Source organism: Mesorhizobium sp. BR1-1-15 (assembly GCF_020165475.1).
GTDB lineage: Bacteria > Pseudomonadota > Alphaproteobacteria > Rhizobiales > Rhizobiaceae > Mesorhizobium.
The window spans coordinates 42,477-69,307 of the sequence record NZ_JAIUIF010000021.1 but is presented as its reverse complement, the minus strand read 5'-3'; the positions used below and the strand labels follow the sequence as shown (position 1 = coordinate 69,307).

Sequence of the window (26,831 nt, the reverse complement as noted above, 5' to 3'; positions counted from 1 at the left end):
GCCTCGTCAGGACGTCTCGGCGAAAATTTTTCCTCATGATTCGGAGACTTGGAAGATGGACAAACGAGATCTGTCAGCAATCTTTCGGGAGCGTCTCAAGTTGCTCCTGACAAGGTCCGACCTCAACCAGTCCGCCTTCGCCACCGCCGTCGGCATCGATCGGTCGGCGCTGTCGCAGCTGATGTCGGGCGCGTCGACGCGCCTGCCGCGGGCCGAAACGCTCCTCAATATCGCGGCCGAGTTCAAGGTGTCGCTGGATTGGCTGCTCGGCCTCAGCCAGGACGAGGGCGTCACCGGCGAAATCCGCGAAAGCCTGGAGATCGAGGAAGCCCCCGACGGTTTTGACCGCACGCTTCTGGCCAGATGGTTCGCCGAGGCCGCGGGCACCAAGATCCGCTATGTGCCGGCCGGCATTCCCGATCTTCTGCGGACGCACGCGCTGGTCGACTATGAGGCAAACATCACCAACAGGAGCAGGCTCGCACAGGCCAGCGAGACCCAATACCGCATCGAATACAACCGGCGCCCGGAGACCGACATGGAAGTCTGCATGCCGCGTCACACGCTGGAGATTTTTGCACGCGGCCTCGGCGTCTGGGATCGCTTTCCGGAGGCCGACCGTCAGCAGCAACTCGCCCATATGGCGACGCTGCTTGATGATCTCTACCCGACTTTCCGCCTGTTTCTCTACGACGGCCGCATGCGCTATTCGATCCCGCTCACCATCTTCGGACCATACCGCGCCGCTATTTATGTCGGCGACATGTATGTCGTGCTGAACGCCACCCAGCCGGTCCAGGCATTGACCCGGCATTTCGACAATCTGATCCGGGCCGCCGACGTCAACCCGCATGAGGCAGCAAGCTTCGCGCGCAATCTGGCCGGCATGTCGTTCCCATCAGGTTCCGCATGACAGCGCGCACCCGTAACCGCGCCCTTTAACTGCGACTCCGCCGTCGCTATTTTATTGACCGGACATAAAGATTTCTTTATATCCTTATTCGAATTCAGAATGTGAAAGCCAATCCGATGACGACGACCAACCCGATCGACGCGCTGCTGGCGCAAAAAGGCGTGCTTTTGGCTGACGGCGCCACCGGCACCAATTTGTTCGCAATGGGTCTGGAGGCTGGCGAGGCGCCGGAGTTGCTGAACGAGACCGCGCCCGACACCATCACCAGCCTGCACCAGAATTTCGTCGACGCCGGCGCCGACATCATCCTGACCAATTCCTTCGGCGGCACCCGTCACCGGCTGAAGCTGCATCATGCCCAGGACCGCGTGCACGCCCTGAACAAGCGCGCCGCCGAGATCGCCCGCGCCGTTGCCGACAAGGCCGGGCGCAAGGTGATCGTCGCCGGCTCCGTTGGCCCGACCGGTGAGTTGCTGGTGCCGCTCGGCGCCATGACCTATGACGAGGCAGTCGACGCCTTCGCCGAGCAGATCGAAGGCCTCAAGGAGGGCGGCGCCGAGGTCGCCTGGATCGAGACCATGTCGGCGCCCGACGAGATCCGTGCCGCCGCCCAAGCGGCGATCCGCGTCGGCCTGCCCTATACCTATACCGGGTCCTTCGACACAGCCGGCCGCACCATGATGGGCCTGCTGCCGAAGGACATACACGGCGTGGCCGACGGCTTGTCGCAAGCCCCGCTCGGCGTCGGCGCCAATTGCGGGGTTGGCGCTTCCGACATCCTCGCTTCGCTGCTCGACATGACGCAGGCGAAGCCGGAGGCAACCGTGATCGTCAAGGGCAATTGCGGCATCCCCGAATTCCGCGGCACCGAAATCCACTATTCGGGCACGCCCGAATTGATGGCCGACTATGTGCGCCTTGCCGTCGACGGCGGCGCGAAAATCATCGGCGGCTGCTGCGGTACCTCGTTCCAGCACCTGGCCGCCATGCGCAAGGCGCTCGACGCCCACACCAAGGCGGATCGTCCGACCGTCGAGACGATCGTCGAGCGCATCGGTCCGATGCGCAACAAGGTGGCCACGGCGAACACCGCCGAGACCAGTGAGGCCCGACGCGAGCGTCGTCGCAGCCGGGCCTGAAGCCACCGCTTTCTAATTATTCGCTGTTGTCGGCGTAGCTCGACTGCGCCGATTTAAGATCGACGACATTGGCGCCGCGCATCGTCATCAGCGCTCCGGATGAAACCGGATCGGTGATCTGCTCCAGCATAATGCGGAAACGGTCGTTGGTCAGAGCCGACATGGCGGTGTGGCGCGCCTGCGCGACATCGTCGCCGATGCGCCTGGATTCGGCTGATTGGGCGGCCGCCGAAGCGTCCCGTGCCGGCGGTGTCGAGTTGGCGGTAGTCCTGATCTGCAATTCCGGCTCCCTCAGCCCCACACACCTATCCGGCGTAACAAGAGGAAATTGCGATCCGGTACCGGAAATGCCGCGCAATTTAACGATCGCAAATTCCCGCAAAAAACGGGCCGGCAGGGAATGCCCCCTCGCCGGCCTCGCCTCACCCGCCCGTGGCCGGTTTTCCCATCAGAACGACCCCATCTGGAAGAAACCGACCGTCATCAACATCAGCGGTTGCCGCCCAGCGCCGAGGCAAGGCGCACAAGCGAGAGGAACTCGGACCTGTACCCAAACGGGTCGGCTCCCCGGGCGGCAGTGGCGATCTCCATGATCCTGTCATAGCCGAACTTCGCCGTCGCATCCTCGTCGCGCAGTTTCTGGCCGAAGGCCGCGACCGCGACGGAGAAACGCTGGTCGGTGGTGGCCTGGTCGAAAGACGCAACCTCGTTGGCCGACGTCACCGGCGTGGTGATCAGCTTCGAGAGGTCCTCGTTGGGCAGCTTGTAGCGTATCTTGACGAAGGCGTATTCGTCCGCATTGGCGACGCCACCATTGTTCACCGCGGCCTGGCCATAGCGAAGCGGTTCGATCTGTTCGCCGCCGCTGCCCTTGGGCGTGATCTCGTAGATCGCGGTGACCGAATGGCCCGAACCGATCTCGCCGGCATCGACGCGGTCATTGTTGAAATCCTCGCGGTTCAAGGCGCGGGTCTCATAGCCGATCAGCCTGTACTCCGAGACCTTCTGCGGATTGAACTCGACCTGGATCTTCACGTCCTTGGCGATGGGGAACAGCGTCGAGGAGGCATCCTCGACCAGCACCTTTTCCGCCTCGGCCAGCGTGTCGATATAGGCGGCGGTGCCATTGCCGTTCTGGGCGATGGTCTGCATCATCTCGTCGTTGAGATTGCCGCGGCCGAAGCCGAACACCGACAAGAAGACGCCGCTCTTGCGCTCTTGTTCGATCAGGCGCTTGAGATCGTCGTCGTCGCTCTGGCCGACATTGAAGTCGCCGTCGGTGGCGAGCATCACGCGGTTGATGCCGTCCTTGATGAAGGATTGCTCGGCCAGTTTGTAGGCCTCCTTGATGCCGGCCTCGCCGGCCGTCGAGCCACCCGGCTGCAAATTGTCGATGGCGTTGAGAATCTTGTCCTTCTCGGCAACCTTTGTCGGCATCAGCACCGTGCCGGCATCGCCTGCATAGGTGACGATCGAGATGGTATCGTCGGTCTTCAGCTTGCTGACCAGAAGCCGGAATGCCGATTTGAGCAGCGGCAGCTTGTCCGGCTCGTCCATCGAGCCCGAGACGTCGATCAGGAACACCAGATTGGCCTTGGGCTGTTCGGCCGGCTTGACGTCGAAACCCTTGATGGCGACATGCATCAGCTTGGTGTGCGCGTTCCACGGCGTCGGCATGACGCTGACGGTCGAACTGAACGGCGTCGACGCCGCATCCGGCCCCTTCCAGTCATAGGGGAAATAGTTGATCATCTCTTCGACGCGCACCGTGTCGGCCTGCGGCAGGAAACCCTCCTTAAGCGAACGGCGCACGAAGGAATAGGAAGCGGTGTCGACATCGATCGAAAAGGTCGAGACCTGGTCCTCGAGTGCCGAATGCACCGGATTGGTCTTGAAATCCTGGACGCGGTCGCGATTTTCCTCCGGTGGTGCGATCTGGTCCGCCGGCGCCATGGCCGGCTGCTGCGGTGCTATCATTTTGGACATGCGTGCGGCTCGCGACGTGCTGGGCGCGGCAGTGCTATCCAGGGCGAACTCGCCCGTTGGCGCAGGTGGCGCAGGTTCCGCCGGCACAACCTGTTCCTGCGCATTCTGCTGCGCCAAGCCTCCAGCAACGGCTGATTCGGATTTCGGCGAAGCCGGCGCCACCAGGGCCTCCGTTGCATCGCGGCTTTCGACATCCGCGTCGGCCTTCTTGTCTTTCTCAGGCGCGCTCGTTGCGAGCGGTTCGTTGATCGCCTGATCGCCCGTCGCTTGTTTGGCCAGCGGCTTCACCGTGGCGGGCTTGTCGGCCAGCGTCTCGGTGATCTTTTCGCCGCCGCCGAAAGTGGACGGCTGTTCCCTCAGCATATGGAAAGTGGCGTATCCGGCGATCGGCAGCGCGACGAGCCCAGCAATAGCCGGCGTGGCAATGAGTTTCTTTTGCATGATTTCGCTCCAGAGCTTTCGTGCTCGCTCTGTGAGACGAAGACCGCCGACCGATCCTTGGCTGACGGCGGAAATATTTTCCTCATCATAGGCGCGCAAGGCGGCCTCGAAGGCGCGCGCCTTCGCGCTCTCGCCGGGAGCCGGGATCACTATGTCGCGCAGCCTCTTGAGTTCGTTCTCGTCGACCATGGTCACACTTCCCCGGCTGAACGCATGAGCGTCTTCAGCCGTTTCTTCGCTTCATGGATGTGCCAGGAAACCGTCGTCTCCGAGATCGCCATCGCCTCGGCGGCGGCCGCGTGGCTCAAGCCCTCGCCATAGACCAGCAGCACGGCGTGGCGCTGCTTGTCGGGCAGTTGCCGGACCGCGACCCACATCGCCTCGGCAGGATCCTCGTTCTCGGCAGGATCCTCGCCCGAAATCAGCGCGTGGACGCCATAGGCTTCGGTCTTGACCGTCTCGCGGGCGCTCTTGCGCATCATGTCGCGCGCGGCGTTCAGCGTCATGGCGTAGAGCCAGGTGGTGAAGGCGCTGCCGCCGCGATAGCCGCGGATCGCCTTGCCGAGCCGGACGCAGACTTCCTGGGCGATGTCTTCGGCATCCGCCTTCCGGCCGCACCAGCGATAGGCGGCGCGATAGACGAAGTCATAGTGCCTTTCGAGCAAGGTGCCGAAAGCCCCCCTGTCCCCGCCCTTCGCCCGCCCGATCAGTTCGGCGTCGGAGGCTTCGCTCTCATCCAGCATCATCGCCATCATTTGCCTGTTGGACGAAGGCTAATGGCCAATCCTTGGGGTGAGGGAAAGATTTTTTTACTGGTACCTCTTCCTTCTCCCCGTTCTACGGGGAGAAGGTGCCCGAAGGGCGGATGAGGGGCGGCGCCGACCTCTCGAAGATTGGCTTTACCCGAGCGTCTCGGAAAACAGGGTGATCAACCGGTTCCAATGCCGCTCGGCGCCATCTTCGTTGTAGACGCTGTGGTCCGGCACGCACCAGCCATGCGCCATGCCGACATAATTCTCCAGCACGTAATCGACTTCCGCCGCCCTGAACGCCTCGGCCAGCCGCGCTGATTGTTCGGGCGGAAAACTCCTGTCGACGCCGGCCATGCCGACATGGACGCGTGCCTTGACCGACCCCGCCTTGCGGTGCGGACTGTCGGCCGCGTCGCTGGCGAGATTGCCGCCGTGGAAACTGGCCGCCGCCCTGATGCGATCCGGATAGGAGGCGGCTGCGTTCAGCGCCCGCGCGCCGCCCATGCAATAGCCGACAACGCCGATCGGCCCGGTGACGCCTTCGGCAGCGAGTGCGTCGAGGAAGGCGCCGCTGTCGGCAATCGTCATCTCCTGCGTCGTGGCGCTGATCAGCGCCATCAGCGGCACCTTGGTTCTTTCCTCGACGAACGCGGTTTTGGCATCGAACGGACCGTAGGGCGCGTTGCGATAGAAGAGATCGGGCACCAGAACCGCGTAGCCCTCCTCCGCCAGCCGCTCGGCCATGCCGTCGAGCGCAGGGCGCGGGCCGAAGGCATCCATATAGAGGATGATGCCGGCCTTGGGCGGGGAAGCGTTGGCCGGGCGGAACAGCCCCGCCCTCGCCGTGCCGTCCCTGGTCTTGATCTGAAGGTCCTGTTTCGGCATCGCCAGCTCCGTTCGGTTGCTGGGTGATACATATCCGGGCACGCCGACAGGGCAAGCTGTTACCTGATTTTGGCAGTCAACATTTCGTGCGCCAGCGCGACGAGCTTACCGGCCCGCGAACGCTGCCATGTGGAAGGCCTGCACCTCTGAGGGGTAGCGATAGGCTGTGCCATAGGGACAGGCGTTGCGGTCAAGGCAGCCGCCGTCACAACAGGGCCCGCCACTCGGCCCGCGCACATGCGCCAGGCAGGCCTGGTAGGCGAAGCCTTGGATGGAATAGGCATCGACCGGGCAGGATTTCAGGCACGGTTTCCCGACACAGGCGTCGCAGAGATGGATCGCCTCGCTCGCCTCCGGAAGCGCGATCTCATGCTCGAACAGCAGCGCGCCGCGATAGGCATGCCAAAGCCCGTACCGCGGATGCATGAGGATACCAAGCGGCGACGGCTTCAGCCCTTCCGCCCGCATCGCCCATTGCTGGAACGGCAGATAAGGCTTGTCGGAGGGCGACACGGCGCGTGCGCCGAATTCTCCCGCGACCGCGCCAATGACCTGCCGGGACCAGGTGTCGAGCGGATTGGCGATGGCCTGTGATTGACTGTCGCGCCAGCGCAGGAAATGCGGCCAGGGTGCCGCCCCCGCCTGCCCCACCAGAAGCGCCGACCTGGCCGGTGCACCGGAGCGGCCACAAGGCGCCGCCTCGCCATCCTCAAAGGTGAAGCCGCCACGTAGGATGAGACCGTTGGCCCCAAGCGCGGCCGCAATTTCCTCCATCCTGCCGCGCGAAAGAATCATCCCTCCTTGACCGGATCGGAGAAAGCGCTCCGCCAGACTTCCTTGTGGATGATGTTGGCGACTTTAGCCCCGCCTGACTCGGGCTCCTTTCACGTGAAGGCGTCGGGCATCGACCCCTTCCTCTTGGCGATGAAGTCCTTCAGCGCTTCGTCGATCGCCGGATCGAGATGCGGCGCCTCATAAGATTCCAGCCAGCGGCGGGCGAGTTCGTTGGCGCGTTGCGGCGCGGTCTTCTCGCCTTCGGCCAGCCACTGCTCGTAGGAATTGTTGTCGGCGATGTTGGAGCGATAGAAGGCAGTCTGGAAATTCGCCTGCGTGTGGTCGCAGCCGAGATAGTGGCTGCCCGGCCCGACCTGGCGGATGGCGTCCATCGCCTGGCCGTTTTCCGACAGGTCGACGCCTTCGGAGAATTTTTGCGTCATGCCGAGCTGGTCGATGTCCATCATGAATTTTTCGTAGCAGGACGCCAGCCCGCCCTCGAGCCAGCCGGCCGAATGGAGGACGAAATTGGTGCCGGCCAGAATGGTCGAGTTCAGCGTGTTGGCGCTTTCATAAGCTGCCTGCGCGTCGGGGATTTTGGAAGCGCAGAGCGAACCGCCGGTGCGGAACGGCAGGCCGAGGCGCCGTGCGAGCTGTGCGGCGCCGTAGGATACCAGCGACGGCTCCGGCGTGCCGAAGGTCGGCGCGCCCGACTGCATCGAGATCGACGAGGCGAAAGTGCCGAACAGCACCGGCGCGCCCGGCCGGATCAGCTGCGTGAACGAAGCGCCGGCAAGCACCTCGGCAAGCACCTGGGTCAGCGTGCCGGCCACCGTCACCGGGCTCATCGCGCCGGCGAGGATGAACGGCGTGACGATGCAGGCCTGGTTGTGGCGCGCATAGACCTTCAGCGCGCCTAGCATGGTCTCGTCGAACACCATCGGCGAGTTGGCGTTGATCAGGCTGGTCAGGACCGTGTTGTTTTCGACGAAGTCGTCGCCGAACACCAGCTTGGCCATGGCGACCGTGTCCTCAGCACGTTCCGGCGCGGTGACCGAACCCATGAACGGCTTGTCGGAATATTTGATGTGCGCGTAGATCATGTCGAGATGGCGCTTGTTGACCGGTACGTCGACCGGCTCGCACACGGTGCCGCCCGAATGGTGGATCGAAGGCGCCATGTAGGCGAGCTTCACGAAATTCTGGAAATCCTCGATCGTCGCGTAACGGCGGACGCCGTCGAGGTCGCGCACGAAGGGCGGTCCGTAGACCGGGGCGAAGACGGTAGCATTGCCGCCGATCTGCACCGAGCGTTCGGAATTGCGGGCATGCTGGGTGTAGATGGAGGGCGCGGTCTTCAAGAGCGAACGGCAGAGCCCCTTCGGGAAATGCACGCGCTCGCCCTTGACGTCGGCGCCCGCCTCTTTCCACAGCTGCAACGCCTCCGCATCGTCGCGGAAGATGATGCCGATTTCTTCGAGCACCGTGTCGGTGTTCTTCTCGATCAGCGCCAGGCCTTCCTCGTCGAGCACTTCATAGACGTTGATCTTGCGCTTGATGTAGGTGAGCTGGGTGCCGGGACCGCCGCCCGACCGCGCCGCCCGCCTTGCCGCCGCCCCGCCGCTGGCGCCGCGTCCACGTCGCGCGTTTGACGCTTCCTGGTCCACTGCCGCGTGTTCGCTCATGATCGTTCTTCCCTGAATTTGGACCGGCTTGACTAGCGCCCGGCCCGGAACCGTTGTGGCCGCCGAACGCGGCTTCCGGCGGATCGTAGCCATGCACCCTATTCGAAACGGCCCGTCCGCGCCAACGCCTGTCGCAAAATCGACAAGAAAACCGATAGATTTTTCAGTCGCTTTCCTTTTGCGGGAAGTCGCAAATCAGCTATGGATACCCGCCCCTTGCGGGTTAGGTATTGGCGCGTTGATTTTAAGCTGCCATGGTCGTTCCCGGCAGCAAGGAGCCTGAGAAACAATGTCCGACGACGAGATTATCCTCTCCGAGCTTTCCGACGACGAGTTGGTGCAGCAGATGCACGACGATCTCTACGACGGTCTGAAGGAAGAGATCGAGGAAGGCACGCGCATCCTGCTCGAGCGCGGCTGGGCACCCTACAAGGTGCTCACGGAAGCGCTGGTCGAAGGCATGCGCATCGTCGGCGAGGATTTTCGCGACGGCATCCTGTTCGTTCCCGAAGTGTTGCTGTCGGCCAATGCGATGAAGGCCGGCATGTTCATCCTGCGCCCGCTGCTCGCCGCCACCGGCGCGCCCAAGCAGGGCAAGATGGTGATCGGCACCGTCAAGGGCGACATCCACGACATCGGCAAGAACCTCGTCGGCATGATGATGGAAGGCGCCGGCTTCGACGTCATCGACCTTGGCATCAACAATGCGGTCGAGAAATATCTTGATGCCATCGAGCAGCACCAGCCGGACATTATCGGCATGTCGGCGCTGCTGACCACGACCATGCCCTACATGAAGGTCGTCATCGACACGATGAAGGAAAAGGGCATCCGCGACGACTACGTCGTCCTGGTCGGAGGCGCGCCGCTGAACGAGGAATTCGGCAAGGCGGTCGGCGCCGACGCCTATTGCCGCGACGCCGCTGTGGCGGTCGAGACGGCCAAGGACTACATGAAGCGTAAACACAATGTGCGCGCTTCCGCCTGATACAAGGCAAGGCGGACGCTCAACAGACGAAGCCGCGCCTTGCAGCGCGGCTTTTTTGTTCCCAGATGTCGGGAGCGGCGGTCAGGGTTTCTTTACGGTATCGTCAACGGCTTTCGCGGTAGACTTGATATCCCTGCCGACGCCGCGAACGGTGTTGGCACAGGCCGAAAGGGCCAGGGCACAAGCCAGGATTGCGATTGGCGCAATGCGTAACAGTTTCATCGACGGTTTATCCCTCTCTCGGTAGATCGCCCCACAGCAACGAAAGCCGGCTCGGCTGGTTTCATGAAGATGCCCAGACCCAAGCAGAATCAAGCGGACAAGCTGCTCATCATCGCCTGCGGGATGATTGCGCGCGAGGTGTTGGCCGTCAAGGAACAGCTCGGGCTCCATCACCTCGAATTGACATGCCTTCCGGCCGAGTTTCATTTTTATCCGGACCGCATCGCGCCGGCGATGGACAAGGCCATCGAAAAGGCCAAGGCGGAAGGCTACAGCAACATCTTCGTCGGTTACGCCGATTGCGGCACCGGCGGCCTGCTCGATCGGGTCTGCGAGAAGCATGGCGTCGAACGCATGGCCGGTCCGCATTGCTTCGCCTTCTACCAGGGCATGGATGCCTATGCGAAGGTCGCCGACAACGACATGATGTCCTTCTACATGACCGATTTCCTCTGCCGCCAATTCGATGCCTTCTTCATGAAGCCGCTCGGTCTCGACAGGCATCCGGAGCTGATCAAGGACTATTTCGGCAATTACGAGAAGCTGATCTACCTGGCCCAGACCGACGATCCGGAGCTCGACAAGGTCGCGGAAAAGGCCGCGAAACTGCTTGGCCTCGTCTATGAGCGGCGCGCGACAGGCTATGGCGATCTGACGGCCGGGCTGGCCAAGGCCGCGGCTGACGTCTGACGCTGGCCGGGCTGCGGCCCTCTTGCGCGGCGATTGGCGATTATCGCCCTTTCCGAAGGCGAAGACAGGACGGATCGCCGCCTTCTACTGGAGAATGGCCTTGATCTGTTCCCAGGCCAATTGCCTTAATTTGGATCGCGGCGTGGTTTCGTTGTTAAGCACGGATGACAGCCTGCCGCGAATGGGTAAATTGCGCGCAAGCCATGCAAAGGCGCCGTCCAGTGGTCGGCTGCCGGACACCGACGAGGAATGCCGATGACCCTTCGCCCGATGCTTGCCGTTGCCGGCCTTCTCTGCTGCACCTTGCCCGCGCTTGCTGACGGCGAGGTGCAGAAGCTGATCACCGCCGCCGACAAGGCGCGGCTGGACAAATATGGCGAGACGCGCAAGGCGGCTCTTGCCGAGGCGAAGGCGGGCAATCCTGGCGAGGTCAGGCAGCTCGACGCCTTGCTTGCCAAGCCGCTGGTTGCTTTCTCCGAGAAGGACCTCACCGGCAAATGGCAATGCCGCACTATCAAGGTGGGCGGGCTGAGCCCGCTCGTTATCTATGGCTGGTTCAAATGCCGGGTGACCGACGATGGCTCCGGCTGGCGGCTGGAAAAGCTCACCGGCTCGCAGCGCACCAAGGGCCGCTTCTTCGAGGACGGCGAAAAGCGCGCGATCTATCTCGGTTCCGGTTCCGTCAACAACGACCAAGCAAAACCCTATGGCAGCGGCTCTCAAACAGACCAGGTCGGCTACGCCTTCCGCAATAGCGCCGGGGAATGGCGCATCGAGTTCCCCGCTCCCTATTACGAATCGAAGCTCGACATCATGGAGTTCAAGCGCTGAGCGGAGCCTTCCTGACGGCTCCGGCATACCAAGGATTAACCCGCCTCGTCTAAGCTCCGGCCGTGGCAGTTGGTCCCAGGGGTGGCAAGATCAATGGCAATACCGGAAACCGATCCGAGACCGATCGTGGTCGTTACCGGAGGAGGCCAGCACGTATGGGCAATGGTCAACGCCATCGCCGACCGTGTCGGCCCAGTCATCGTGATCCTGGAAGTCCCTGAATCCAAAAAGCGATTGCTGCTTGGCCGTGCCCGGCGCCAGGGCTGGCTGCAGGCCACCGGCCAGCTCGGCACGATGGTGCTGAGCAGGCTGGGCAAGCGGCTCTACGCCAGCCATGCCGCCCGGTTGATTGCGCAGGAGAAGCTCGAGACCGAGCCGCGGCCGAGTCAGGAGATCATCCATGTTGCCTCGGCCAACGGGCCGGAATGTCTCGCGGCGATCCAGAGAATCCAGCCAGGCGTTGTCCTGCTTAACGGCTGCCGACTCCTGTCGAGGGACCTCTTGGCCAGGATGCCTTGCCCGGTGCTCAACTATCACGCAGGCATCACGCCGAAATATCGCGGCATGAATGGAGGCTACTGGGCTTTGGCATCAGGCGATTCCGCGAATTTCGGCACCACTGTGCATCTGGTCGATGCCGGCGTGGACACGGGCGGCGTGCTGAAACAGGCATACGGCCAGCCGAAACCAGGCGACACGATCTCAAGCTATGCGCTGCGCCAAACGGCGTTTTCGCGCGACATCTGCGTCGAGGCGGTCAGCGATGCTCTGGCCGGAAAACTCGTGACGTTCGATCCAAGCCTGCCATCTAAACAGTGGTACCACCCGACGATCTGGTTCTATCTCCGGACCGGGCTCAGAACCGGCATCTGGTAGCGCTGGCGATACGGGCGATCGTATGCTATTGTCATACAAAATATGGAGCCCTATCGATGTCCAGCATGGCGCCTGTCAGCGTTCGCGTCACCCCGGACGAGCGTGACATTCTCGAGGCCGCCGCCAAGCAGGCTCATACAAATCTGAGCGACTTCATTCGGCGCAAGGCTGTTGAGGCCGCCGAGATGGAGGTTTTGGGCGGTCGTGTCGTCGTTATTCCCGTCGTCGATTGGGAACAATTCGAGGCCTGGGCGAAATCGACACCAAAGACCGAGCCCAGACTGCAAAGGCTTGCTGCGTCCAGGCCAGTATGGCGGGACTGACGCCACCCCGTCCGCTCGCCGGGGATGACGACTGGGACGCTTTCGATTGCGGTCGCGAGTCGTTGAACAACTGGCTTCGCCGTCATGCATGGCGCAACCAGCAGGATGGATTGTCGCGGACGAGCCTCGTCTGTGATTCCGAAACCGGTGGGATAGCGGCTTACGTTGCGCTGAGCGCTGGCCAGATCGAACGCGCATACCTGCCCAAATCGGCGCAGCGTAATCGGCCTGATCCTATTCCGGTAATCCTGCTCGGCCAGTTGGCCGTCGATCGCAAATATCAGGGACGCGGCTGCGGGCGCTCCCTTCTCCTGTTTGCGCTCAGGACGGCGGTGCGGTTTTCCAGCAATATCGGCTGCTTCGGCGTTATCACACACCCGCTGGACGAAGGCGTAAGAGACTTCTATCGCGACTTCGCTTTTCAGGATCTTCCATTCGATCCCAAACGGAGCATGATCGTCCGCATTGCCGATCTGAGGCACAATGGCTTCGATGGCAGCATCGATCATTCCTGCTGATTTCTACCTCAGGCCGACATTGAAGATTGCCTTTCATTTTACGACATCCAAATGCGTCGCTTTTGAATGCGCGCGCGTCGTCCCATAACAAGCGGCCCAATTGCGCATGCGGCAATGCTCGCAGATCGAGGAGTGAGAATTCATGGCCGATCTGATCGTCGTCTACTGGCGCGACATCCCTGCCCAGGTCATCGTCAGGAAAGGCCGCCAGAACGCCAAGCGCGAACTGCCGCTGCGCTTCACCGAGGCGATCGACATGTGCGCCATGCGCACCGGCGCCGGCGGCACGGACGACTATCTAGCCGAATGGCGCAAGGCCGATCCGGTTCCGGTCGGCGACGACCTCGAAGCCGAGGTCGAGAAGGCATTCCAGGACATCGACGCGAAATATGACCGCGAGCGGCTGGTCGCTCTGGTGAAGGCGGGCGGCAAAGAAAATGTCTGAAACCATTCCCGCCAAGGAGAGCCCGGCGGCCCTCCAGCCGGTCACCCAGGCCACCCTGGTCAAGAAGGCGGCACCGAAATCCGATTACAAGCCGGCCGACGTGTCGCCACAGCGCCGCGTGCAGCGTTCTTTCGCGGTGAGATTATGGTCAGTCCGGCACTCGCGCCTGCTCGAATGGTTCTATGCCCGCTTCGCCGACACGTTCCTCCTGCTGCATCCTTTGTGGAAAGGCATCGGCTACAGCCGTGTCGAGGCCCCGGTGAAGTTTGTCGAAAAGCGCGTCAAGGGCTTCATGTTCGACTGCCGCATGTGCGGCCAGTGCATCCTGTCCTCGACCGGCATGTCGTGCCCGATGAACTGCCCCAAGCAGCTGCGCAACGGCCCTTGTGGCGGCGTGCGCGCCAACGGCAATTGCGAGGTCGAGCCCGATATGCCTTGCGTCTGGGTCAAGGCCTGGGAAGGGGCGCGCAACATGGAGCACGGCGACAGGATTCTTGCAGTGCAGAAGCCGGTCGACCAGTCGCTGCGCGAAACGTCCGCCTGGCTGCGCGTCACCGCGCAGGCGGCAGCCGCCCGTGAAGCCGCGGCCGATGCGAAGACCGGAGCGGCCGCATGATCGCCCGCCAGCGTGACGAGAACCCGGCCGGCATCCATCTGCCGCTCGACCCCTTGCCCGGCCACACCTCGCGCGGCCGGCTCGAACGCGTCCTGCGACGCGGTGAATTCGCGGTCACCACCGAGCTCAACCCGCCCGACAGCGCCGATCCCGAAGACGTCTACAACAGGGCGAAGATCTTCGACGGCTGGGTCGATGCCATCAATGCGGTCGATGCGTCGGGCGCCAACTGTCATATGTCGTCGGTCGGCATCTGCGCGCTCCTGACCCGCATGGGCTACGCACCGATCATGCAGATCGCCTGCCGGGACAAGAACCGCATTGCCATCCAGGGCGACGTGCTGGGCGGGGCTGCCATGGGCGTCGCCAACATGCTGTGCCTGACAGGCGACGGCGTGCAGGCCGGCGACCAGCCCGGCGCCAAGCCGGTGTTCGACCTCGATTCCATGTCGCTGCTCGAAACCATCCGCATCATGCGCGACAACGGCAAGTTCCTGTCCGGCCGCAAGCTCACCACGCCGCCGCAGTTGTTCCTCGGCGCGGCCGTCAATCCGTTCGCACCACCCTTCGACTTCCGCCCGATCCATCTCGGCAAGAAGATCGCCGCCGGCGCTCAGTTCGTCCAAACGCAGTATTGTTTCGACGTACCGATGTTCAAGACCTTCATGCAAAAGGCACGCGATCTCGGCCACACGGAGAAAGTGTTCGTCCTGTGCGGTGTCGGACCGCTCGCCTCGGCCAAGACCGCCAAATGGATCCGCTCCAACGTGCCGGGAATCCATATTCCCGATACCGTCATCAAGCGGCTGGAAGGCGCCCAGGACCAGAAGAAGGAAGGCAAGCAGCTCTGCATCGACATCATCAACGAGGTGAAGGAAATCCCAGGCGTTTCAGGCGTCCATGTGATGGCCTACCGCCAGGAGGAGTATGTCGCCGAGATCGTCGATGAATCGGGCGTGCTGAAGGGCCGCCAGCCGTGGAAGCGCGAAATCCGCCGCGACGACCAGATGGTCGCCGACCGGCTCGACCATATCCTGCACGACGATGTTACCGAAACCCAGGTGGACATGGTGAAGACCGCGCATTGACTTGCGCGGAGAACCACCATTCGCTTGATCGACAAGAGATAACGATATAAAGAACTCTTTATATCACGACGGAGAGATTTCATGACCCGGACCATCGTTGCCTCGGCGACACGAGAAATCATCATCGGCTTCGACCAGCCCTTCTGCGTGATTGGCGAGCGCATCAACCCGACCGGCCGCAAGAAGCTCGCCGCCGAGATGATCGCCGGCAATTTCGAAACCGTCATCAAGGACGCGCTGGAACAGGCCGCTTGCGGCGCCACCATGCTCGACGTCAATGCCGGCGTCACCGCCGTCGACCCCAACGCGACCGAGCCGGCATTGCTGGTACAGACGCTGGAGATCGTCCAGGGCCTGGTCGACCTGCCGCTGTCGATCGACTCCTCGGTCACCGCCGCGATCGAGGCGGCGCTCAAGGTCGCCAAGGGCCGTCCGCTGGTCAACTCCGTCACCGGCGAGGAGGAAAAACTCGAAGCCATCCTGCCGCTGATCAAGAAATACAACGTGCCGGTCGTCGCCATCTCCAATGACGAGACCGGCATTTCGATGGATCCGGATGTGCGCTTCGCCGTCGCCAAGAAGATCGTGCAGCGCTGCGCCGATTTCGGCATTCCGGCGCATGACGTCGTCGTCGACCCGCTGGTCATGCCGATCGGCGCGCTCGGCGACGCCGGCCGCCAGGTGTTCGCCCTGCTGCGGCGCCTGCGCGAGGAACTGAAGGTCAACACCACCTGCGGCCTGTCCAACATCTCCTTCGGCCTGCCGCACCGCCACGGCATCAACGCCGCCTTCATCCCGATGGTGATCGGCGCCGGCATGACATCGGCCATCATGAACCCGGTGCGTCCGCAGGAAATGGAAGCCGTGCGCGGCGCCAACGTTCTGAACGGCACCGACGAGAATTGCACCAACTGGATTCGCACCTATAAGGATTACAAGCCGGCCGAAGGCGGCCAAGCGGTCGCCGCTCCGACGGCGGTCAATGCACCAGGCGAAGGCGGCGGCAATGGCGGTCGCCGTCGTGGCGGTCGTGAAGCCCGCATGGCAAGGGGATAAGCGCGCAATCGTGAATTCGCATACCAACATCACCGATCCGCTCGTGCTGTTCATGCCGTCGGGCAAACGCGGGCGGTTTCCGGTCGGCACGCCGGTGCTCGACGCCGCGCGCCAGCTCGGCGTCTATGTCGAGAGCGTGTGCGGCGGGCGCGCCACTTGCGGGCGCTGCCAGATCGAGGTGCAGGAAGGCAATTTCGCCAAGCACAAGATCGTCTCCTCCAACGACCACATCTCGCCCAAGGGGCCCAAGGAAGAGCGCTATGAGCGCGTGCGCGGCCTGCCGGAACGGCGCCGCCTCTCCTGCTCGGCGCAGATCCTCGGCGACCTTGTCATCGACGTGCCGCAGGACACGGTCATCAACGCACAGACCATCCGCAAGGATGCCGACACCAGGGTGATCGCGCGCGATACGGCAATCCGCATGTGCTATGTCGAAATCGAAGAACCCGACATGCACAATCCTTCAGGCGATCTCGACCGGCTCAAGATCGCGCTGATGAAGGACTGGAACTTCAAGAACCTCGAATTCGATTTCTATTTGCTGCCGCAGGTGCAGGGCATCTTGCGCAAGGGCAACTGGACCGCGACCGCCGCCATCCACAAGGATGCCGACAGCGATATCGCGCGCGTCATCGCTTTGTGGCCCGGCCTCAAGAACGAGGCCTATGGGCTGGCCTGCGATATCGGCTCGACCACCATCGCCATGCATCTGGTGTCGCTGCTGTCGGGCCGCGTCGCCGCTTCGTCAGGCACGTCGAACCCGCAGATCCGCTTCGGCGAGGATCTGATGAGCCGCGTCTCCTATGTGATGATGAACCCGGATGGCCGCGAAGGCATGACGGTCGCGGTGCGCGAGGCGATCTCGGGCCTCGTCGACAAGGTCTGCGCGGAAGGCAGTGTCCAGCGCAACGACATCCTGGATTCCGTCTTCGTCGGCAATCCGATCATGCACCATCTGTTCCTCGGCATCGATCCGACCGAGCTCGGCGGCGCCCCCTTCGCGCTCGCCGTCTCGGGCGCGGTGCGCATCAAGGCCTCGGATATCGGCCTCAAGCTCAACCCGGGCGCACGCCTCTACATGCTGCCCTGCATCGCCGGCCATGTCGGCGCCGACGCGGCGGCGGTGACGCTGTCGGAGGGCCCGCATCGCCAGGACGAGATGATGCTGATCGTCGACGTCGGCACCAACGCCGAGATCGTGCTCGGCAATCGTGCCCGGGTCGTGGCTGCTTCCTCGCCCACCGGTCCGGCCTTCGAAGGCGCCGAAATCTCCGGCGGCCAGCGCGCCGCGCCCGGCGCCATCGAGCGCGTGCGCATCGATCCCGACACGCTCGAGCCGAAATACCGCGTCATCGGCTCTGAACTGTGGTCCGACGAGCCGGGTTTCCTCGACAGCGTGCAGGCGACCGGCGTCACCGGCATTTGCGGCTCCGGCATCATCGAGATCGTTGCGGAGATGTATCTGGCCGGCATCATTTCGGAAGACGGCGTCGTCGACGGATCGCTCAGCATGCGCTCGCCGCGTATCGTCGCCAACGGCCGCACCTTCTCCTACGTGCTAAAGGAAGGCGAGCCGAAGATCACCATCACCCAGACCGATGTGCGCGCCATCCAGCTCGCCAAGGCGGCGCTCTATGCCGGCACCAAGCTGTTGATGGAAAAGCAGACCACCGAGCATGTCGACCGCATCCACTTCGCCGGCGCCTTCGGCTCCTTCATCGATCCAAAATACGCCATGGTGCTGGGCCTGATCCCCGATTGCGACCTCGACAAGGTCTCGGCCGTCGGCAACGCCGCCGGCGCGGGCGCGCGCATGGCGCTGCTCAATCGCGGCTATCGTCGCGAGATCGAGGAGACGGTGAGCCAGATCGAGAAGATCGAGACCGCACTGGAGCCCAAATTCCAGGAGCACTTCGTCTATGCGATGGCGTTGCCGAACAAGGTCGATCCGTTCCCGAAACTGTCGGCGGCGGTGAAGCTGCCGCCGCGCAAGACAGTGAGCGAGGACGGCATCGCCGGCGACGCCACCCCGCGCCGGCGTTCGCGCGAAGGCCACGCCGCGCGACGTGGCCGGGAATAAAATTAGGGCACAATGCAACGCCGAGGCGCCTTGGCCGCTTGTCAGTCGTTTGCCTCATTCGATGGCAAGCGCAAGCTGGGCCGCTGAGCCAGCAACGGCATGCTTTTGACGCGCGACCGGTTGAGAAAGCCCGTCAGCGGCTTTTCAATCGACAGGTAAAGCATCGCGGAAAGCGCGATGCTGATCAAGGCAATCGGCGCCGGCTGCCAATTTGGCGGAACCCCAAGCCGCAGCATGATGCCAGTTACCACGACAACCACCAGCACATGCCACAAGTAGATCGAATACGAGGCACTACCAAAAAATGTAAGCAGGGCCACGGGGTTGAACGGTCTGGCACGCTCGGCAAAAACCGCTCCGGCAACGATCAGGGTCGCCGGAATACCCCAACGCAGAACACGAGGCAGCTCGGGGTCAAGCATCTGGATCGTCATCAACAGGAGAAATCCGCCAACAACCAGCGCCAGCGCCGGCACAAGCCGGAGCCGAATATCCTCCATCCACAGCCGCCCGATAACAATGCCGGCCGCGAACTCGAGCATGAGGGGAGAGGTAAAGCGGTAGCCTTTGAGCAGCAAGTTCGATGCGACCATCACCGTCAGCACGCCGATCAGCGCGGCAAAACGCTGCTTCTCGCCTAAAAAGAGCGCCAAGGCGAAAATGACGTAAAACATCATTTCATAGCACAGCGTCCAGCCCTGGATCACCACGGGATGAAGTACCCCATCCTGCACGATCGGAAGAAACACCAGCGAGCCGAAAAAATTTTCCGGGCTCAGCACATGTCCGTAGAGAAATTGCGGCTTGAGGAAAATTGCCAGCGCGGTCAGCACCGTGACGATCCAATAGAGCGGCACGATGCGAACAATCCGACGCCATATGAAACGCCGTGGATTGGCAGGGCGATCGGCCGTGGTCACCCACATGATGAAACCGCTGATGACAAAAAACAGGTCGACGCCAGCAGCACCGACCGCGAACGGACCGCCGAACTGTTCGTTGATGTGAAAGCAAACTACCGCGGAAGCGGCGAGTCCTCGAAGGTATTGGATACTGTGAATGTCATTCACGCCATACTCCTTACCCGCACCCCCGATGCTGCAATGCACAATAGCAGACATCCGCCATCTGCTGTCAACGGGCAAGCTAGGTAGGATCGCGGCACGCCCTCTTGGACGCGGCCAAGAAGCGATCGCTCGGGGGTGTCAATCGCCCTGCAATTTCATTTGTATGCAAATGTTTCCGGAATGACTGATCCGGAAACCAAATCACCGTTTTCGCGAAATCCGACCGATACATGGCAGGCGCATTTACCCGGCATCGAACGGCGGTCGAAGATAATCCTCGGCCGCCGCCGTTCTTCAAGGGAGATGAAAATGTCGATCTTCGAAAATCTCGGCCGCTACGGTGCGACCATCAGGCAGGCCCGTGCCAGGAACAAGGCCGTCCGCGCCCTGAACAGCCTGCCGGCGCATGTCCAGAAGGACATCGGCTGGCCGGCCTCGCCGCCCAGCGACCCGCAGGCGGCGCTTTCCGCCTTGCTTTTGGGCTTTACGCGCTGATGACCTTTGCCGAAAAGTGCAAACTGCTCGGCACGCGCCGGAGCCCGCGAGGGGCTCCGGCCGTCACCAGCAACCGCCTGCGCGCAGCCCTTCTGCCGCAGCGCTGATCCCTCCCGCGAGAAATGCGGCGCCGATCACAGCGACGTGTGCACACAGCGTAAATCTTGACATCTTCGACCAGGGCACGATCTTCAAATATGAAGGGGACTTCTCTTAGTCGGCTGCCGCCGAAGTTCGTGTATCCGCATGCCAAGTTTGAAAAGCCACGTCGTGTCCTTCGTGCTCAGGCACAGTCGCAAGAAGGCGTTTTCCAGCCCGGAAAACCTGCAGCGCTGGATCGCTGCGGCGCGCCGGACAGAGGACCATCACCCTCCGGTGTCAGTGCAGCAGCGCTTCAACATCGAGACGCGCACCGTCGACGGCTTTCCTGTCTACGAGATCGCCCCCAGGGCCGGCGAGCGCAAGCGGGTTCTCTATCTGCACGGCGGCGCCTATGTCTTTGAAATCACGCCCTATCATTGGCACCTGATCGCCGACATGGCCGACCGGCTGGGCTATGCCTTTACGGTGCCCATCTATCCCATCGCGCCCGAGCATGACTTCCACGCCATGTTCGGCATGGTCGGCGACGTCTATCGCCGGATGCTCGGCGAGACGGAGGCGGAAGACATCATCTTCATGGGCGATTCCGCCGGCGGCAACATGGCCGTGGTGCTCACCATGATGGCTGCCGAAGAAGGCCTGCCCTTGCCGTCGCGCCATGTGCTGATCTCACCCGGGCTCGACGTCTCGCTTGCAAACCCCGAGGTGTTCGAGGCGGAGCGGAACGATCCCTGGCTGGGCATCGCGGGCGGACGGGAGGCTATCCGGCTCTACAGTGCCGGAATAGACCCGACGGACTGGCATATCAGCCCCGTCTATGGCGACCTCTCGGTGCTGCCCAGGACATTGCTCCTGGCGGGCTCTCGCGATCTTCTCACGCCCGACAATCTGATCTTCGCACAAAAAGCACGGGCCGCTGGCGTCGAGGTAGACCTCGTGCACGAGGAAGGCATGTTCCACGTCTGGCCGCTGATCGACATGCCGGAATCGCGCCGCGCGCGCGAACGGATCGTGGCGTTTCTGACCGAGAACCCCTCGCCCCTTGTTGAAGGCGCCGGCGCAAGCTTCGAAGCGCCGTCCACCGAGGCTTCGGGGCAGAGCCTCCAGTCAGAGCACCCCGGTTGATCAGAACTTGCCGGTTTCCCGGAAGACTTCGAACGTCGCCCGGATGTGGTCGGCCACCGCCTTGACCGGCGCGCTGGCGTCCGGCGCTACCACCATGGCGAGGTTATAGGTGCCGATATCGGGCATGCCGTCCTTGGGGCAGAGCTCGACCATGTCGTTGCCGAGGAAAGACTTCGGCAGCGGCGCCACGGCGAGATCTGACATGATGGCGGCGCGCTGGCCGGCCGTATGCGCGCTCATATACGCGATGCGGTAGTTGCGGCCCTCGCGGCTCAGCGCTTCGAGCGCCCCTGCCCGCCAGGCGCAGCCCTCTTCCCACAGCGACACCGGCAAGGGTTCGCGCAGATGCGCGCAGCCGCCCTTGGCGCCGGCCCAGACGATCGGCTCCGTCAACAGCACCTCGGCGCCGAGCGCGCTGGTCTTGTAGGAATTGGTGAGCAGCGTGATGTCGAGCGCCCGGTCATCCATGCGCCGGCGCAGATTGCTGCTCTGGTCGATGGTGACGTCGACGGCGATCGATGGATGCGACTGCGCAAAACGCTTCAGCACATGCGGCAGCACGCGCTCGCCATAATCGTCCGGCGAACCCAGCCGCACCACGCCGACAATATCGGGAATGATGAACTTGGACACCGCCTCGCGATTGATCGACAGCAGACGACGGGCATAGCCCAGCAGCATTTCCCCGTCGGTGGTCAGCGTCACCGAGCGCGCATCGCGCGCGAACACCGAGCGGCCCAGAATATCTTCCAGCTTCTTGATCTGCATGGAGACCGCCGAGGGCGTACGGAAGACCGCATTGGCCGCGGTGGTGAAGCTGCCGGTTTCGGCGATCGCCACGAAAGTGCGCAGCACGTCGAGGTCCAGCAGCGGCAGCGGATGATTGAGTGGGGCGTTCATGACGATCGACCTTCAATTTTTCTGATGCAAACTATCATTCCATTTCGTTTGATTGAACATCAGTTCGAGCGCATAGTCAACTCCATCGAAGCAGGATGCTGCCAAGGCAGCCGCGAAACGATCACGACACAGACCTGCCTTCGACATGCAATGAAGCTGATACAGACCTGACGTAAGGCATTGCCGGGCACTTCCGCCCCGACATGAGGAGATCGAAATGTCTATCCTGTCATCCATCGGTCGGCTTGCGACCGAATTCAGCGCGGCCCGCGCCCGCTACCAGACCGAACGCGCCATCCGCTCCCTGCCGATCGAGCTGCAGAAGGATATTGGCTGGCCTGAAGCGGCCGACACCAAGGCCGGCATACGCGCCGGCGTCGGATCCTGGGCTGGAGCAAAGTAAACGGTGTGTACCATGCATTGAAGGCCTGCCGCGCAAACCGCCGGGCAGGTCTTCTTGTTTTACCGACCTGTTTTGCCGTTTCATTTGCGTTCACATGAATTTCGGAGCCATGCCGCCGCTGCATGGCGCATATGAACAAGCCGCATAGCGGCTGGGTTTTGAGCTAACTATTTGTAAGTTAACGAAAAATCCGGGAGTGCCCACAAAGCCCTCCGCCTTGCGTGTCGCTTTTCATATCAAGTGCTTCGCTTTTGCGATTTAGTTTTTACTTACACAAGCCTATATCCACGCCAGCAAACGAGCTGCCCCACTCCATCAAGCGAAGGCGACCCGTCTGAGCAACCGATTGGAGATGAACATGAAGCTTTTTGCCCGCCTTTTCCCTCGCCGCGAAATGAACCTGACCACGGCCCTCGAGCGCCAGCGCCTTGCCAACACCATGCCCGGCCAGACCGGCGCCATGGCTGCCGCACGCCTCGGTTTTGTCGCCTGAACCGATCCCGCAGGCAGCGCTCCCTCGCGCTGCCTGAATAGATGACGCCGCCCGGTTCCGCCGAGGCGGCGTTTGTTTGCACACCCCTGACGGCGCTTCCATCATGGACGGCGCCGCGGCTGCGCGGCATCGCAACACGATTGCTCATTTGCGACCCATGTCGCAAATTAAATCTTGCTAAAGCTCCTTAGCCGATTGACAAGGATGGTTTTTCCTGTTGTCGCTATGCTATTCGCGACATTCTGTTCGCGCCATGGCTGCGTGAGGTTCCCGTGAACGCCGTTAAGCATCCGATCAAGCGATCGTTTGTATTTTTTCTCATTCCCGACTTCACCATGATCGCCTTTGCGACGGCGCTCGACCCGCTGCGCTCGGCCAATCGCATGCTCGGCTACGAGGCCTATCGATGGCGCCTCGCCAGCATCGACGGTAAGCCGGTGCGCGCTTCGAACGGTGTCGAATGCGCGGTCAACACCTCGCTGGAGGAGGAGCGCAGGAAGATGGGAGGGCCGGATCGCCCCAACATGGCCATCGTCTGTAGCGGCACCAATGTCGAGCGCTACCAGAACAAGTCCGCCTTTGCCTGGCTGCGCGAGGAATACAATCGCGGCGTCTCCGTCGGCGGCCTGTGCACCGGAGCGCATGTTCTGGCCGCTGCCGGCCTGTTGTCCAACAAGCGCTGCGCCATCCATTGGGAGAACCTGCCCGGCTTCTCCGAGGCATTCCCGAAAGCCAATGTCTTTGCCGACCTGTTCGAGATCGACCAAAACATCTACACTTGCGCCGGCGGCACCGCCGCGCTCGACATGATGCTGAAGCTGATCGGCGACGATTTCGACGAGAATCTCGTCAACCGCGTCTGCGAACAGGTGCTGACCGACCGTGTGCGCAGCCCGACCGACCGCCAGCGCCTGCCGCTGCGTGCCCGGCTCGGCGTACAGAACTCGAAAGTGCTGACCATCATCGAACTGATGGAAGGCAATCTGTCGGAGCCGCTGTCGCTGATCGAGATCGCCGACCATGTCGACCTGTCGCGCCGGCAGATCGAGCGGCTGTTCCGCACCGAGATGGGACGCTCGCCGGCCCGTTACTACCTCGAAATCCGCCTCGACCGTGCAAGGCATCTCTTGATCCAGTCCTCGATGCCGGTGGTCGAGGTGGCGGTCGCCTGCGGCTTCGTCTCGGCCTCGCATTTCTCGAAATGCTACCGCGAGCTCTACGCCCGCTCGCCGCAGCAGGAGCGCGTCGACCGCAAGCAGCTGCTGGCGGCATAGAGGCGCGCCTCAGAGCACCTCTGCCGACCGCATCGCCTCGACGCGGATGTCCTCGGTCAGCCGCGCCTTCAACACGGAGAATTCCGGACTGGTCTTCAGCGTGTAGTGGCGCGGGTGCGGCAGGTCGATGGCGACGTCCGACTTGATCCGGCCGGGCCTGGCCGTCATCACCACCACGCGCGACGCCATGAAGATCGCCTCCTCGATGTCGTGGGTGACGAACAGAACCGTTTTCTTGCGCCGTTCCCAGATGCCGAGCAGCAGTTCCTGCATCAGCCCGCGCGTCTGGTTGTCGAGCGCGCCGAACGGCTCGTCCAGCAAAAGAATCGCGGGGTCGTTGGCCAACGCCCTGGCGATCGCCGTGCGCTGCTGCATGCCGCCGGAAAGTTGCTTCGGCCAGTGGTTCTCGAAGCCCTCCAGCCCGACGAGGTCGATATAGGAGGCGACGATTTCGCCCCTCTCCCGCTCGGCCATGCCGCGTTCGCGCAGGCCGAAGGCGATGTTTTCGGCGACCGTCAGCCATGGGAACAGCGTATAGGACTGGAAGACCATGCCGCGATCCGGCCCCGGCCGGATCACCGCTTTGCCGTCGAGCAGCACGCGCCCTTCGCTCGGCGCCTCCAGCCCGGCGACGATGCGCAAGAGCGTCGACTTCCCGCATCCCGAAGGTCCCAGGATGGTGATGAAATCATTGGCCGCGACCGCCAGGTCGACAGGCATCAGCGCCTGGACCGGTGAGCCGCCGCGCACGCCGGCGAACGTGCGCGAGACGCCCTCGATGAGAAGCTTGCTCATGCCAGGCTCCATGGGAAGAGCCAGCGATTAAGCGCCTTGAAGGCAAGATCGGACAACAGCCCGATCAGCCCGATGACGATGATGCCGAAGATAATCTGGCCGGTTGCCAGTCGCGACTGGCTGTTGATGATCATGTAGCCGATGCCCGACGACGAGCCGATCAGTTCAGCGACGATGACATAGGTCCAAGCCCAGCCGAGCACCAGCCGCAGCGTCTCGGCGATCTCGGGCGCATTGGCGGGCATGATCACACGCTTGACGATGCCGTTGTCCGTGGAGCCGAGCGTGTAGGCCGCCTCGACGAGATCGCGGCGCGTGGAGCCGACCTTTACCGCGATGATCAGGATGATCTGGAACACGGAGCCGACGAAGATGACCAGCAGCTTCTCCAGTTCGCCTATGCCGGCCCAAAGGATGAGCAGCGGAATGAAGGCCGAGGCCGGCAGGTAGCGGGCGAAGGAGACGAACGGCTCCAGGAACGCCTCGACAGGTTTCCACGCGCCCATCGCTATGCCCAGCGGCACGGCGACGGCCGATGCCAGCACAAAGCCGCCGAAGACGCGCCAGATGGTGATCAGTATGTCGAGCCAGAACCGGTCCTCGACCAGCAGCCGCCAGCCATCCCGCAGCATCGACAGCGGATCGGCGAGAAAGATGCGGTTGACGTGGCCGCCAAGCGTGATCCACGCCCAGAAAACGACGAACAGCACGAAGAAGGAAATGCCGAGCACGGTTCGCGTGCCCGGCGAGATCGGATGCAGGGGGCGCGGCATTTACAACGGTCCTTGTGGAAGCGAAACGGCGGCGCGGGGCGCCGCCGCAAGACAGCGGCCGCTCAGTTCGCCACGGCGCTGGTATCGGCCAGCGTGGAGACGTCAGGCGCTTCCTTGATCAGCCCCATCTGCAGCAGAAGCTCGCCGGCGGTCTTGGAGAAATCCTGGAACTCCTTGGTGAAGAACTGCTTGTTCTCCGCCCGGTCGGCCCATTTCAGGTACTTCGCCGAATCCTCGAACTCCTTGGCCGACTGTTTCACGTCCGCGCCCATGATGCCGTAGGATTTCTGCGGGTCCTTCTTGATCAGGTCGAGCGCGTCGAAATAGCTGTCGGCAAGCGCCTTGGCGGCGTCCGGATTGGCTTTGAGGAATTCGGGCGTGCAGCCGACCGTGTCGAGCACCATCGGGTAATCGAGCGTGGTCGCCAATATGTGGCCCTGGTCGGCCTTGTCGCGCACCGCCGAGATGAACGGCTCATAGGTGACGGCCGCGTCGTTCTGGCCGGCAAGGAAGGCCTGCGCCGCCGCGTCCGGCTCGAGATTGACGACCGTGACATCCTTTGTCGACATGCCGTTCTTGTTCAGCACCCAGGCCAGCAGGAAATAGGGCGAGGTGCCCGGCGCCGAGGACGCGACAGTCTTGCCCTTGAGGTCGGCGACGGTCTTGATGTCGTTGCGCACCACGATGCCGTCGGCGCCGTAGGATTTGTCGAGCTGGAAGATCTGCTTGGTGGTCACGCCGCTGGCGTTCCACACCTGCCACGTCTCGACCGTGGTGGCGGCGCATTGCAGGTCGCCGCTGGCGATGGCGAGCGGGCGGCTGGCCTGCGGCACTTTCTTCAAGGTCACGTCGAGGCCGTGCTTCTCGAAGAGTCCCGCCTGTTTGGCGAGCGTTAGCGGCGCGAAGCCGGTCCAGCCGCTGATCCCGATAGTGACCGATGTGGCGGCCGTCGCCGGCGCGGACAAGCCGGCGGCAAGCGCCAGCGTAAGGATAATGGTCCTGTTCATGTCAGTTCCCCTTTGTTTTCTCTGGGGGAATGTTCACGGACGCCGCCCGGCTGTCAATGAACAGGGCCGTGTTTGCCCACATCGTCGGC

The 26,831-nt window shown here is 62.7% G+C and carries 29 protein-coding genes; 18 read left to right on the top strand and 11 right to left on the bottom strand.

The window, feature by feature from the left end:
- Positions 1-55 precede the first annotated feature (55 nt).
- Together LB541_RS26025 and bmt are read left to right on the top strand one after the other, a co-directional pair.
- Entirely contained in the window at positions 56-913 is an 858-nt protein-coding gene (locus tag LB541_RS26025) for a helix-turn-helix domain-containing protein (protein WP_140555050.1), read from the top strand.
- Positions 914-1,029: 116 nt separating this feature from the next.
- The gene (gene bmt / locus LB541_RS26020; RefSeq protein WP_181169322.1) at positions 1,030-2,052 is read left to right on the top strand and encodes a betaine--homocysteine S-methyltransferase; all 1,023 of its coding nucleotides are present in this window, start codon (positions 1,030-1,032) and stop codon (positions 2,050-2,052) included.
- Positions 2,053-2,068: 16 nt separating this feature from the next.
- Here the strand turns inward: bmt and LB541_RS26015 are convergent, their stop codons facing one another.
- From LB541_RS26015 to LB541_RS25990, 6 genes are all read right to left on the bottom strand, one after another.
- Complete coding sequence (locus LB541_RS26015) at positions 2,069-2,332, bottom strand: hypothetical protein (protein WP_181165302.1); 264 nt, start codon at positions 2,330-2,332, stop codon at positions 2,069-2,071.
- A 209-nt stretch (positions 2,333-2,541) separates the two neighbouring features.
- A complete protein-coding gene (locus LB541_RS26010) occupies positions 2,542-4,668 on the bottom strand; it encodes a vWA domain-containing protein (RefSeq protein ID WP_224619899.1) in 2,127 nt (708 codons plus the stop codon).
- A 2-nt stretch (positions 4,669-4,670) separates the two neighbouring features.
- A complete protein-coding gene (locus tag LB541_RS26005) occupies positions 4,671-5,231 on the bottom strand; it encodes an RNA polymerase sigma factor (protein ID WP_140879907.1) in 561 nt (186 codons plus the stop codon).
- A 147-nt stretch (positions 5,232-5,378) separates the two neighbouring features.
- Positions 5,379-6,116: a dienelactone hydrolase family protein gene (locus LB541_RS26000; RefSeq protein ID WP_224619897.1), complete on the bottom strand. Its 738-nt coding sequence runs from the start codon at positions 6,114-6,116 to the stop codon at positions 5,379-5,381.
- Positions 6,117-6,221: 105 nt separating this feature from the next.
- Positions 6,222-6,911, bottom strand: a complete 690-nt coding sequence (locus LB541_RS25995) for a 4Fe-4S dicluster domain-containing protein (protein WP_224619895.1) — start codon at positions 6,909-6,911, stop codon at positions 6,222-6,224.
- A gap of 89 nt (positions 6,912-7,000) precedes the next feature.
- Positions 7,001-8,575, bottom strand: a complete 1,575-nt coding sequence (locus LB541_RS25990) for a trimethylamine methyltransferase family protein (protein WP_140685534.1) — start codon at positions 8,573-8,575, stop codon at positions 7,001-7,003.
- 289 nt (positions 8,576-8,864) lie between these two features.
- On the opposite strand from LB541_RS25990, the gene LB541_RS25985 reads away from it, so the two are divergent.
- The 11 genes from LB541_RS25985 (at position 8,865) to LB541_RS25935 (ending at position 18,308) form a co-directional block, all read left to right on the top strand.
- Positions 8,865-9,563, top strand: a complete 699-nt coding sequence (locus LB541_RS25985) for a corrinoid protein (RefSeq protein WP_140495658.1) — start codon at positions 8,865-8,867, stop codon at positions 9,561-9,563.
- A gap of 285 nt (positions 9,564-9,848) precedes the next feature.
- Positions 9,849-10,475, top strand: a complete 627-nt coding sequence (locus LB541_RS25980) for a DUF1638 domain-containing protein (RefSeq protein ID WP_140495656.1) — start codon at positions 9,849-9,851, stop codon at positions 10,473-10,475.
- A gap of 255 nt (positions 10,476-10,730) precedes the next feature.
- Positions 10,731-11,306 carry a DUF4893 domain-containing protein gene (locus LB541_RS25975; protein ID WP_140495655.1) on the top strand — a complete coding sequence of 192 codons (576 nt, stop codon included), beginning with the start codon at positions 10,731-10,733 and terminating at the stop codon, positions 11,304-11,306.
- 93 nt (positions 11,307-11,399) lie between these two features.
- Complete coding sequence (locus tag LB541_RS25970) at positions 11,400-12,182, top strand: formyl transferase (RefSeq protein WP_140495654.1); 783 nt, start codon at positions 11,400-11,402, stop codon at positions 12,180-12,182.
- A 65-nt stretch (positions 12,183-12,247) separates the two neighbouring features.
- Positions 12,248-12,505, top strand: a complete 258-nt coding sequence (locus LB541_RS25965) for a DUF1778 domain-containing protein (protein WP_224619893.1) — start codon at positions 12,248-12,250, stop codon at positions 12,503-12,505.
- Complete coding sequence (locus LB541_RS25960) at positions 12,493-13,023, top strand: GNAT family N-acetyltransferase (protein WP_140495652.1); 531 nt, start codon at positions 12,493-12,495, stop codon at positions 13,021-13,023. The genes LB541_RS25965 and LB541_RS25960 overlap by 13 nt, the downstream gene beginning before the upstream one ends.
- Before the next feature lie 142 nt (positions 13,024-13,165).
- Positions 13,166-13,468 (top strand): virulence factor, encoded by a 303-nt coding sequence (locus tag LB541_RS25955; RefSeq protein WP_140516337.1) that lies wholly within the window; start codon positions 13,166-13,168, stop codon positions 13,466-13,468.
- Entirely contained in the window at positions 13,461-14,084 is a 624-nt protein-coding gene (locus tag LB541_RS25950; RefSeq protein WP_140555039.1) for a methylenetetrahydrofolate reductase C-terminal domain-containing protein, read from the top strand. Before LB541_RS25955 ends, LB541_RS25950 begins: the two co-directional genes overlap by 8 nt.
- Entirely contained in the window at positions 14,081-15,172 is a 1,092-nt protein-coding gene (locus LB541_RS25945; RefSeq protein ID WP_140516341.1) for a methylenetetrahydrofolate reductase, read from the top strand. Before LB541_RS25950 ends, LB541_RS25945 begins: the two co-directional genes overlap by 4 nt.
- A gap of 81 nt (positions 15,173-15,253) precedes the next feature.
- Positions 15,254-16,228 (top strand): methyltetrahydrofolate cobalamin methyltransferase, encoded by a 975-nt coding sequence (locus LB541_RS25940; RefSeq protein ID WP_140495648.1) that lies wholly within the window; start codon positions 15,254-15,256, stop codon positions 16,226-16,228.
- Positions 16,179-18,308 (top strand): ASKHA domain-containing protein, encoded by a 2,130-nt coding sequence (locus LB541_RS25935; protein ID WP_224619892.1) that lies wholly within the window; start codon positions 16,179-16,181, stop codon positions 18,306-18,308. The genes LB541_RS25940 and LB541_RS25935 overlap by 50 nt, the downstream gene beginning before the upstream one ends.
- Positions 18,309-18,349: 41 nt before the next feature.
- Here the strand turns inward: LB541_RS25935 and LB541_RS25930 are convergent, their stop codons facing one another.
- Positions 18,350-19,378: an acyltransferase family protein gene (locus LB541_RS25930; protein ID WP_224619890.1), complete on the bottom strand. Its 1,029-nt coding sequence runs from the start codon at positions 19,376-19,378 to the stop codon at positions 18,350-18,352.
- Positions 19,379-19,510: 132 nt separating this feature from the next.
- Between LB541_RS25930 and LB541_RS28660 the strand changes: the two genes are divergently transcribed.
- Entirely contained in the window at positions 19,511-19,870 is a 360-nt protein-coding gene (locus tag LB541_RS28660; RefSeq protein WP_318012636.1) for a hypothetical protein, read from the top strand.
- 246 nt (positions 19,871-20,116) lie between these two features.
- Positions 20,117-21,097 carry an alpha/beta hydrolase gene (locus LB541_RS25920; RefSeq protein ID WP_224619887.1) on the top strand — a complete coding sequence of 327 codons (981 nt, stop codon included), beginning with the start codon at positions 20,117-20,119 and terminating at the stop codon, positions 21,095-21,097.
- Here the strand turns inward: LB541_RS25920 and LB541_RS25915 are convergent, their stop codons facing one another.
- Positions 21,098-21,997 (bottom strand): LysR substrate-binding domain-containing protein, encoded by a 900-nt coding sequence (locus LB541_RS25915; RefSeq protein WP_140495644.1) that lies wholly within the window; start codon positions 21,995-21,997, stop codon positions 21,098-21,100.
- Positions 21,998-22,214: 217 nt separating this feature from the next.
- On the opposite strand from LB541_RS25915, the gene LB541_RS25910 reads away from it, so the two are divergent.
- The 3 genes from LB541_RS25910 (at position 22,215) to LB541_RS25905 (ending at position 24,167) form a co-directional block, all read left to right on the top strand.
- Entirely contained in the window at positions 22,215-22,400 is a 186-nt protein-coding gene (locus LB541_RS25910; protein WP_140495643.1) for a hypothetical protein, read from the top strand.
- Positions 22,401-22,758: 358 nt separating this feature from the next.
- On the top strand, positions 22,759-22,893 hold the full coding sequence (locus tag LB541_RS28580; RefSeq protein ID WP_127853696.1) for a hypothetical protein: 135 nt from the start codon (positions 22,759-22,761) through the stop codon (positions 22,891-22,893).
- 335 nt (positions 22,894-23,228) lie between these two features.
- Positions 23,229-24,167, top strand: coding sequence for a GlxA family transcriptional regulator (locus LB541_RS25905; protein WP_263482988.1), 939 nt, complete (start codon positions 23,229-23,231; stop codon positions 24,165-24,167).
- A 9-nt stretch (positions 24,168-24,176) separates the two neighbouring features.
- On the opposite strand, the gene LB541_RS25900 is transcribed toward LB541_RS25905, so the two are convergent.
- The 3 genes from LB541_RS25900 to LB541_RS25890 form a co-directional block, all read right to left on the bottom strand.
- Positions 24,177-24,962 (bottom strand): ABC transporter ATP-binding protein, encoded by a 786-nt coding sequence (locus tag LB541_RS25900; RefSeq protein WP_140579821.1) that lies wholly within the window; start codon positions 24,960-24,962, stop codon positions 24,177-24,179.
- Positions 24,959-25,735 carry an ABC transporter permease gene (locus LB541_RS25895; RefSeq protein WP_140495640.1) on the bottom strand — a complete coding sequence of 259 codons (777 nt, stop codon included), beginning with the start codon at positions 25,733-25,735 and terminating at the stop codon, positions 24,959-24,961. The genes LB541_RS25900 and LB541_RS25895 overlap by 4 nt, the downstream gene beginning before the upstream one ends.
- Positions 25,736-25,797: 62 nt before the next feature.
- Entirely contained in the window at positions 25,798-26,742 is a 945-nt protein-coding gene (locus LB541_RS25890; RefSeq protein ID WP_140555034.1) for an ABC transporter substrate-binding protein, read from the bottom strand.
- Positions 26,743-26,831: the final 89 nt, after the last annotated feature.

Excerpts from the sequence above, each read along its gene's own strand:
- LB541_RS26025 (WP_140555050.1), top strand. The coding sequence starts at position 56 with ATGGACAAACGAGATCTGTCAGCAATCTTTCGGGAGCGTCTCAAGTTG.
- bmt (WP_181169322.1), top strand. The coding sequence starts at position 1,030 with ATGACGACGACCAACCCGATCGACGCGCTGCTGGCGCAAAAAGGCGTG.
- LB541_RS26010 (WP_224619899.1), bottom strand. The coding sequence starts at position 4,668 with ATGGTCGACGAGAACGAACTCAAGAGGCTGCGCGACATAGTGATCCCG.
- LB541_RS26005 (WP_140879907.1), bottom strand. The coding sequence starts at position 5,231 with ATGGCGATGATGCTGGATGAGAGCGAAGCCTCCGACGCCGAACTGATC.
- LB541_RS26000 (WP_224619897.1), bottom strand. The coding sequence starts at position 6,116 with ATGCCGAAACAGGACCTTCAGATCAAGACCAGGGACGGCACGGCGAGG.
- LB541_RS25995 (WP_224619895.1), bottom strand. The coding sequence starts at position 6,911 with ATGATTCTTTCGCGCGGCAGGATGGAGGAAATTGCGGCCGCGCTTGGG.
- LB541_RS25990 (WP_140685534.1), bottom strand. The coding sequence starts at position 8,575 with ATGAGCGAACACGCGGCAGTGGACCAGGAAGCGTCAAACGCGCGACGT.
- LB541_RS25985 (WP_140495658.1), top strand. The coding sequence starts at position 8,865 with ATGTCCGACGACGAGATTATCCTCTCCGAGCTTTCCGACGACGAGTTG.
- LB541_RS25980 (WP_140495656.1), top strand. The coding sequence starts at position 9,849 with ATGAAGATGCCCAGACCCAAGCAGAATCAAGCGGACAAGCTGCTCATC.
- LB541_RS25975 (WP_140495655.1), top strand. The coding sequence starts at position 10,731 with ATGACCCTTCGCCCGATGCTTGCCGTTGCCGGCCTTCTCTGCTGCACC.
- LB541_RS25970 (WP_140495654.1), top strand. The coding sequence starts at position 11,400 with ATGGCAATACCGGAAACCGATCCGAGACCGATCGTGGTCGTTACCGGA.
- LB541_RS25965 (WP_224619893.1), top strand. The coding sequence starts at position 12,248 with ATGGCGCCTGTCAGCGTTCGCGTCACCCCGGACGAGCGTGACATTCTC.
- LB541_RS25960 (WP_140495652.1), top strand. The coding sequence starts at position 12,493 with ATGGCGGGACTGACGCCACCCCGTCCGCTCGCCGGGGATGACGACTGG.
- LB541_RS25955 (WP_140516337.1), top strand. The coding sequence starts at position 13,166 with ATGGCCGATCTGATCGTCGTCTACTGGCGCGACATCCCTGCCCAGGTC.
- LB541_RS25950 (WP_140555039.1), top strand. The coding sequence starts at position 13,461 with ATGTCTGAAACCATTCCCGCCAAGGAGAGCCCGGCGGCCCTCCAGCCG.
- LB541_RS25945 (WP_140516341.1), top strand. The coding sequence starts at position 14,081 with ATGATCGCCCGCCAGCGTGACGAGAACCCGGCCGGCATCCATCTGCCG.
- LB541_RS25940 (WP_140495648.1), top strand. The coding sequence starts at position 15,254 with ATGACCCGGACCATCGTTGCCTCGGCGACACGAGAAATCATCATCGGC.
- LB541_RS25935 (WP_224619892.1), top strand. The coding sequence starts at position 16,179 with ATGGCGGTCGCCGTCGTGGCGGTCGTGAAGCCCGCATGGCAAGGGGAT.
- LB541_RS25920 (WP_224619887.1), top strand. The coding sequence starts at position 20,117 with ATGCCAAGTTTGAAAAGCCACGTCGTGTCCTTCGTGCTCAGGCACAGT.
- LB541_RS25915 (WP_140495644.1), bottom strand. The coding sequence starts at position 21,997 with ATGAACGCCCCACTCAATCATCCGCTGCCGCTGCTGGACCTCGACGTG.
- LB541_RS25910 (WP_140495643.1), top strand. The coding sequence starts at position 22,215 with ATGTCTATCCTGTCATCCATCGGTCGGCTTGCGACCGAATTCAGCGCG.
- LB541_RS28580 (WP_127853696.1), top strand. The coding sequence starts at position 22,759 with ATGAAGCTTTTTGCCCGCCTTTTCCCTCGCCGCGAAATGAACCTGACC.
- LB541_RS25905 (WP_263482988.1), top strand. The coding sequence starts at position 23,229 with ATGATCGCCTTTGCGACGGCGCTCGACCCGCTGCGCTCGGCCAATCGC.
- LB541_RS25900 (WP_140579821.1), bottom strand. The coding sequence starts at position 24,962 with ATGAGCAAGCTTCTCATCGAGGGCGTCTCGCGCACGTTCGCCGGCGTG.
- LB541_RS25895 (WP_140495640.1), bottom strand. The coding sequence starts at position 25,735 with ATGCCGCGCCCCCTGCATCCGATCTCGCCGGGCACGCGAACCGTGCTC.
- LB541_RS25890 (WP_140555034.1), bottom strand. The coding sequence starts at position 26,742 with ATGAACAGGACCATTATCCTTACGCTGGCGCTTGCCGCCGGCTTGTCC.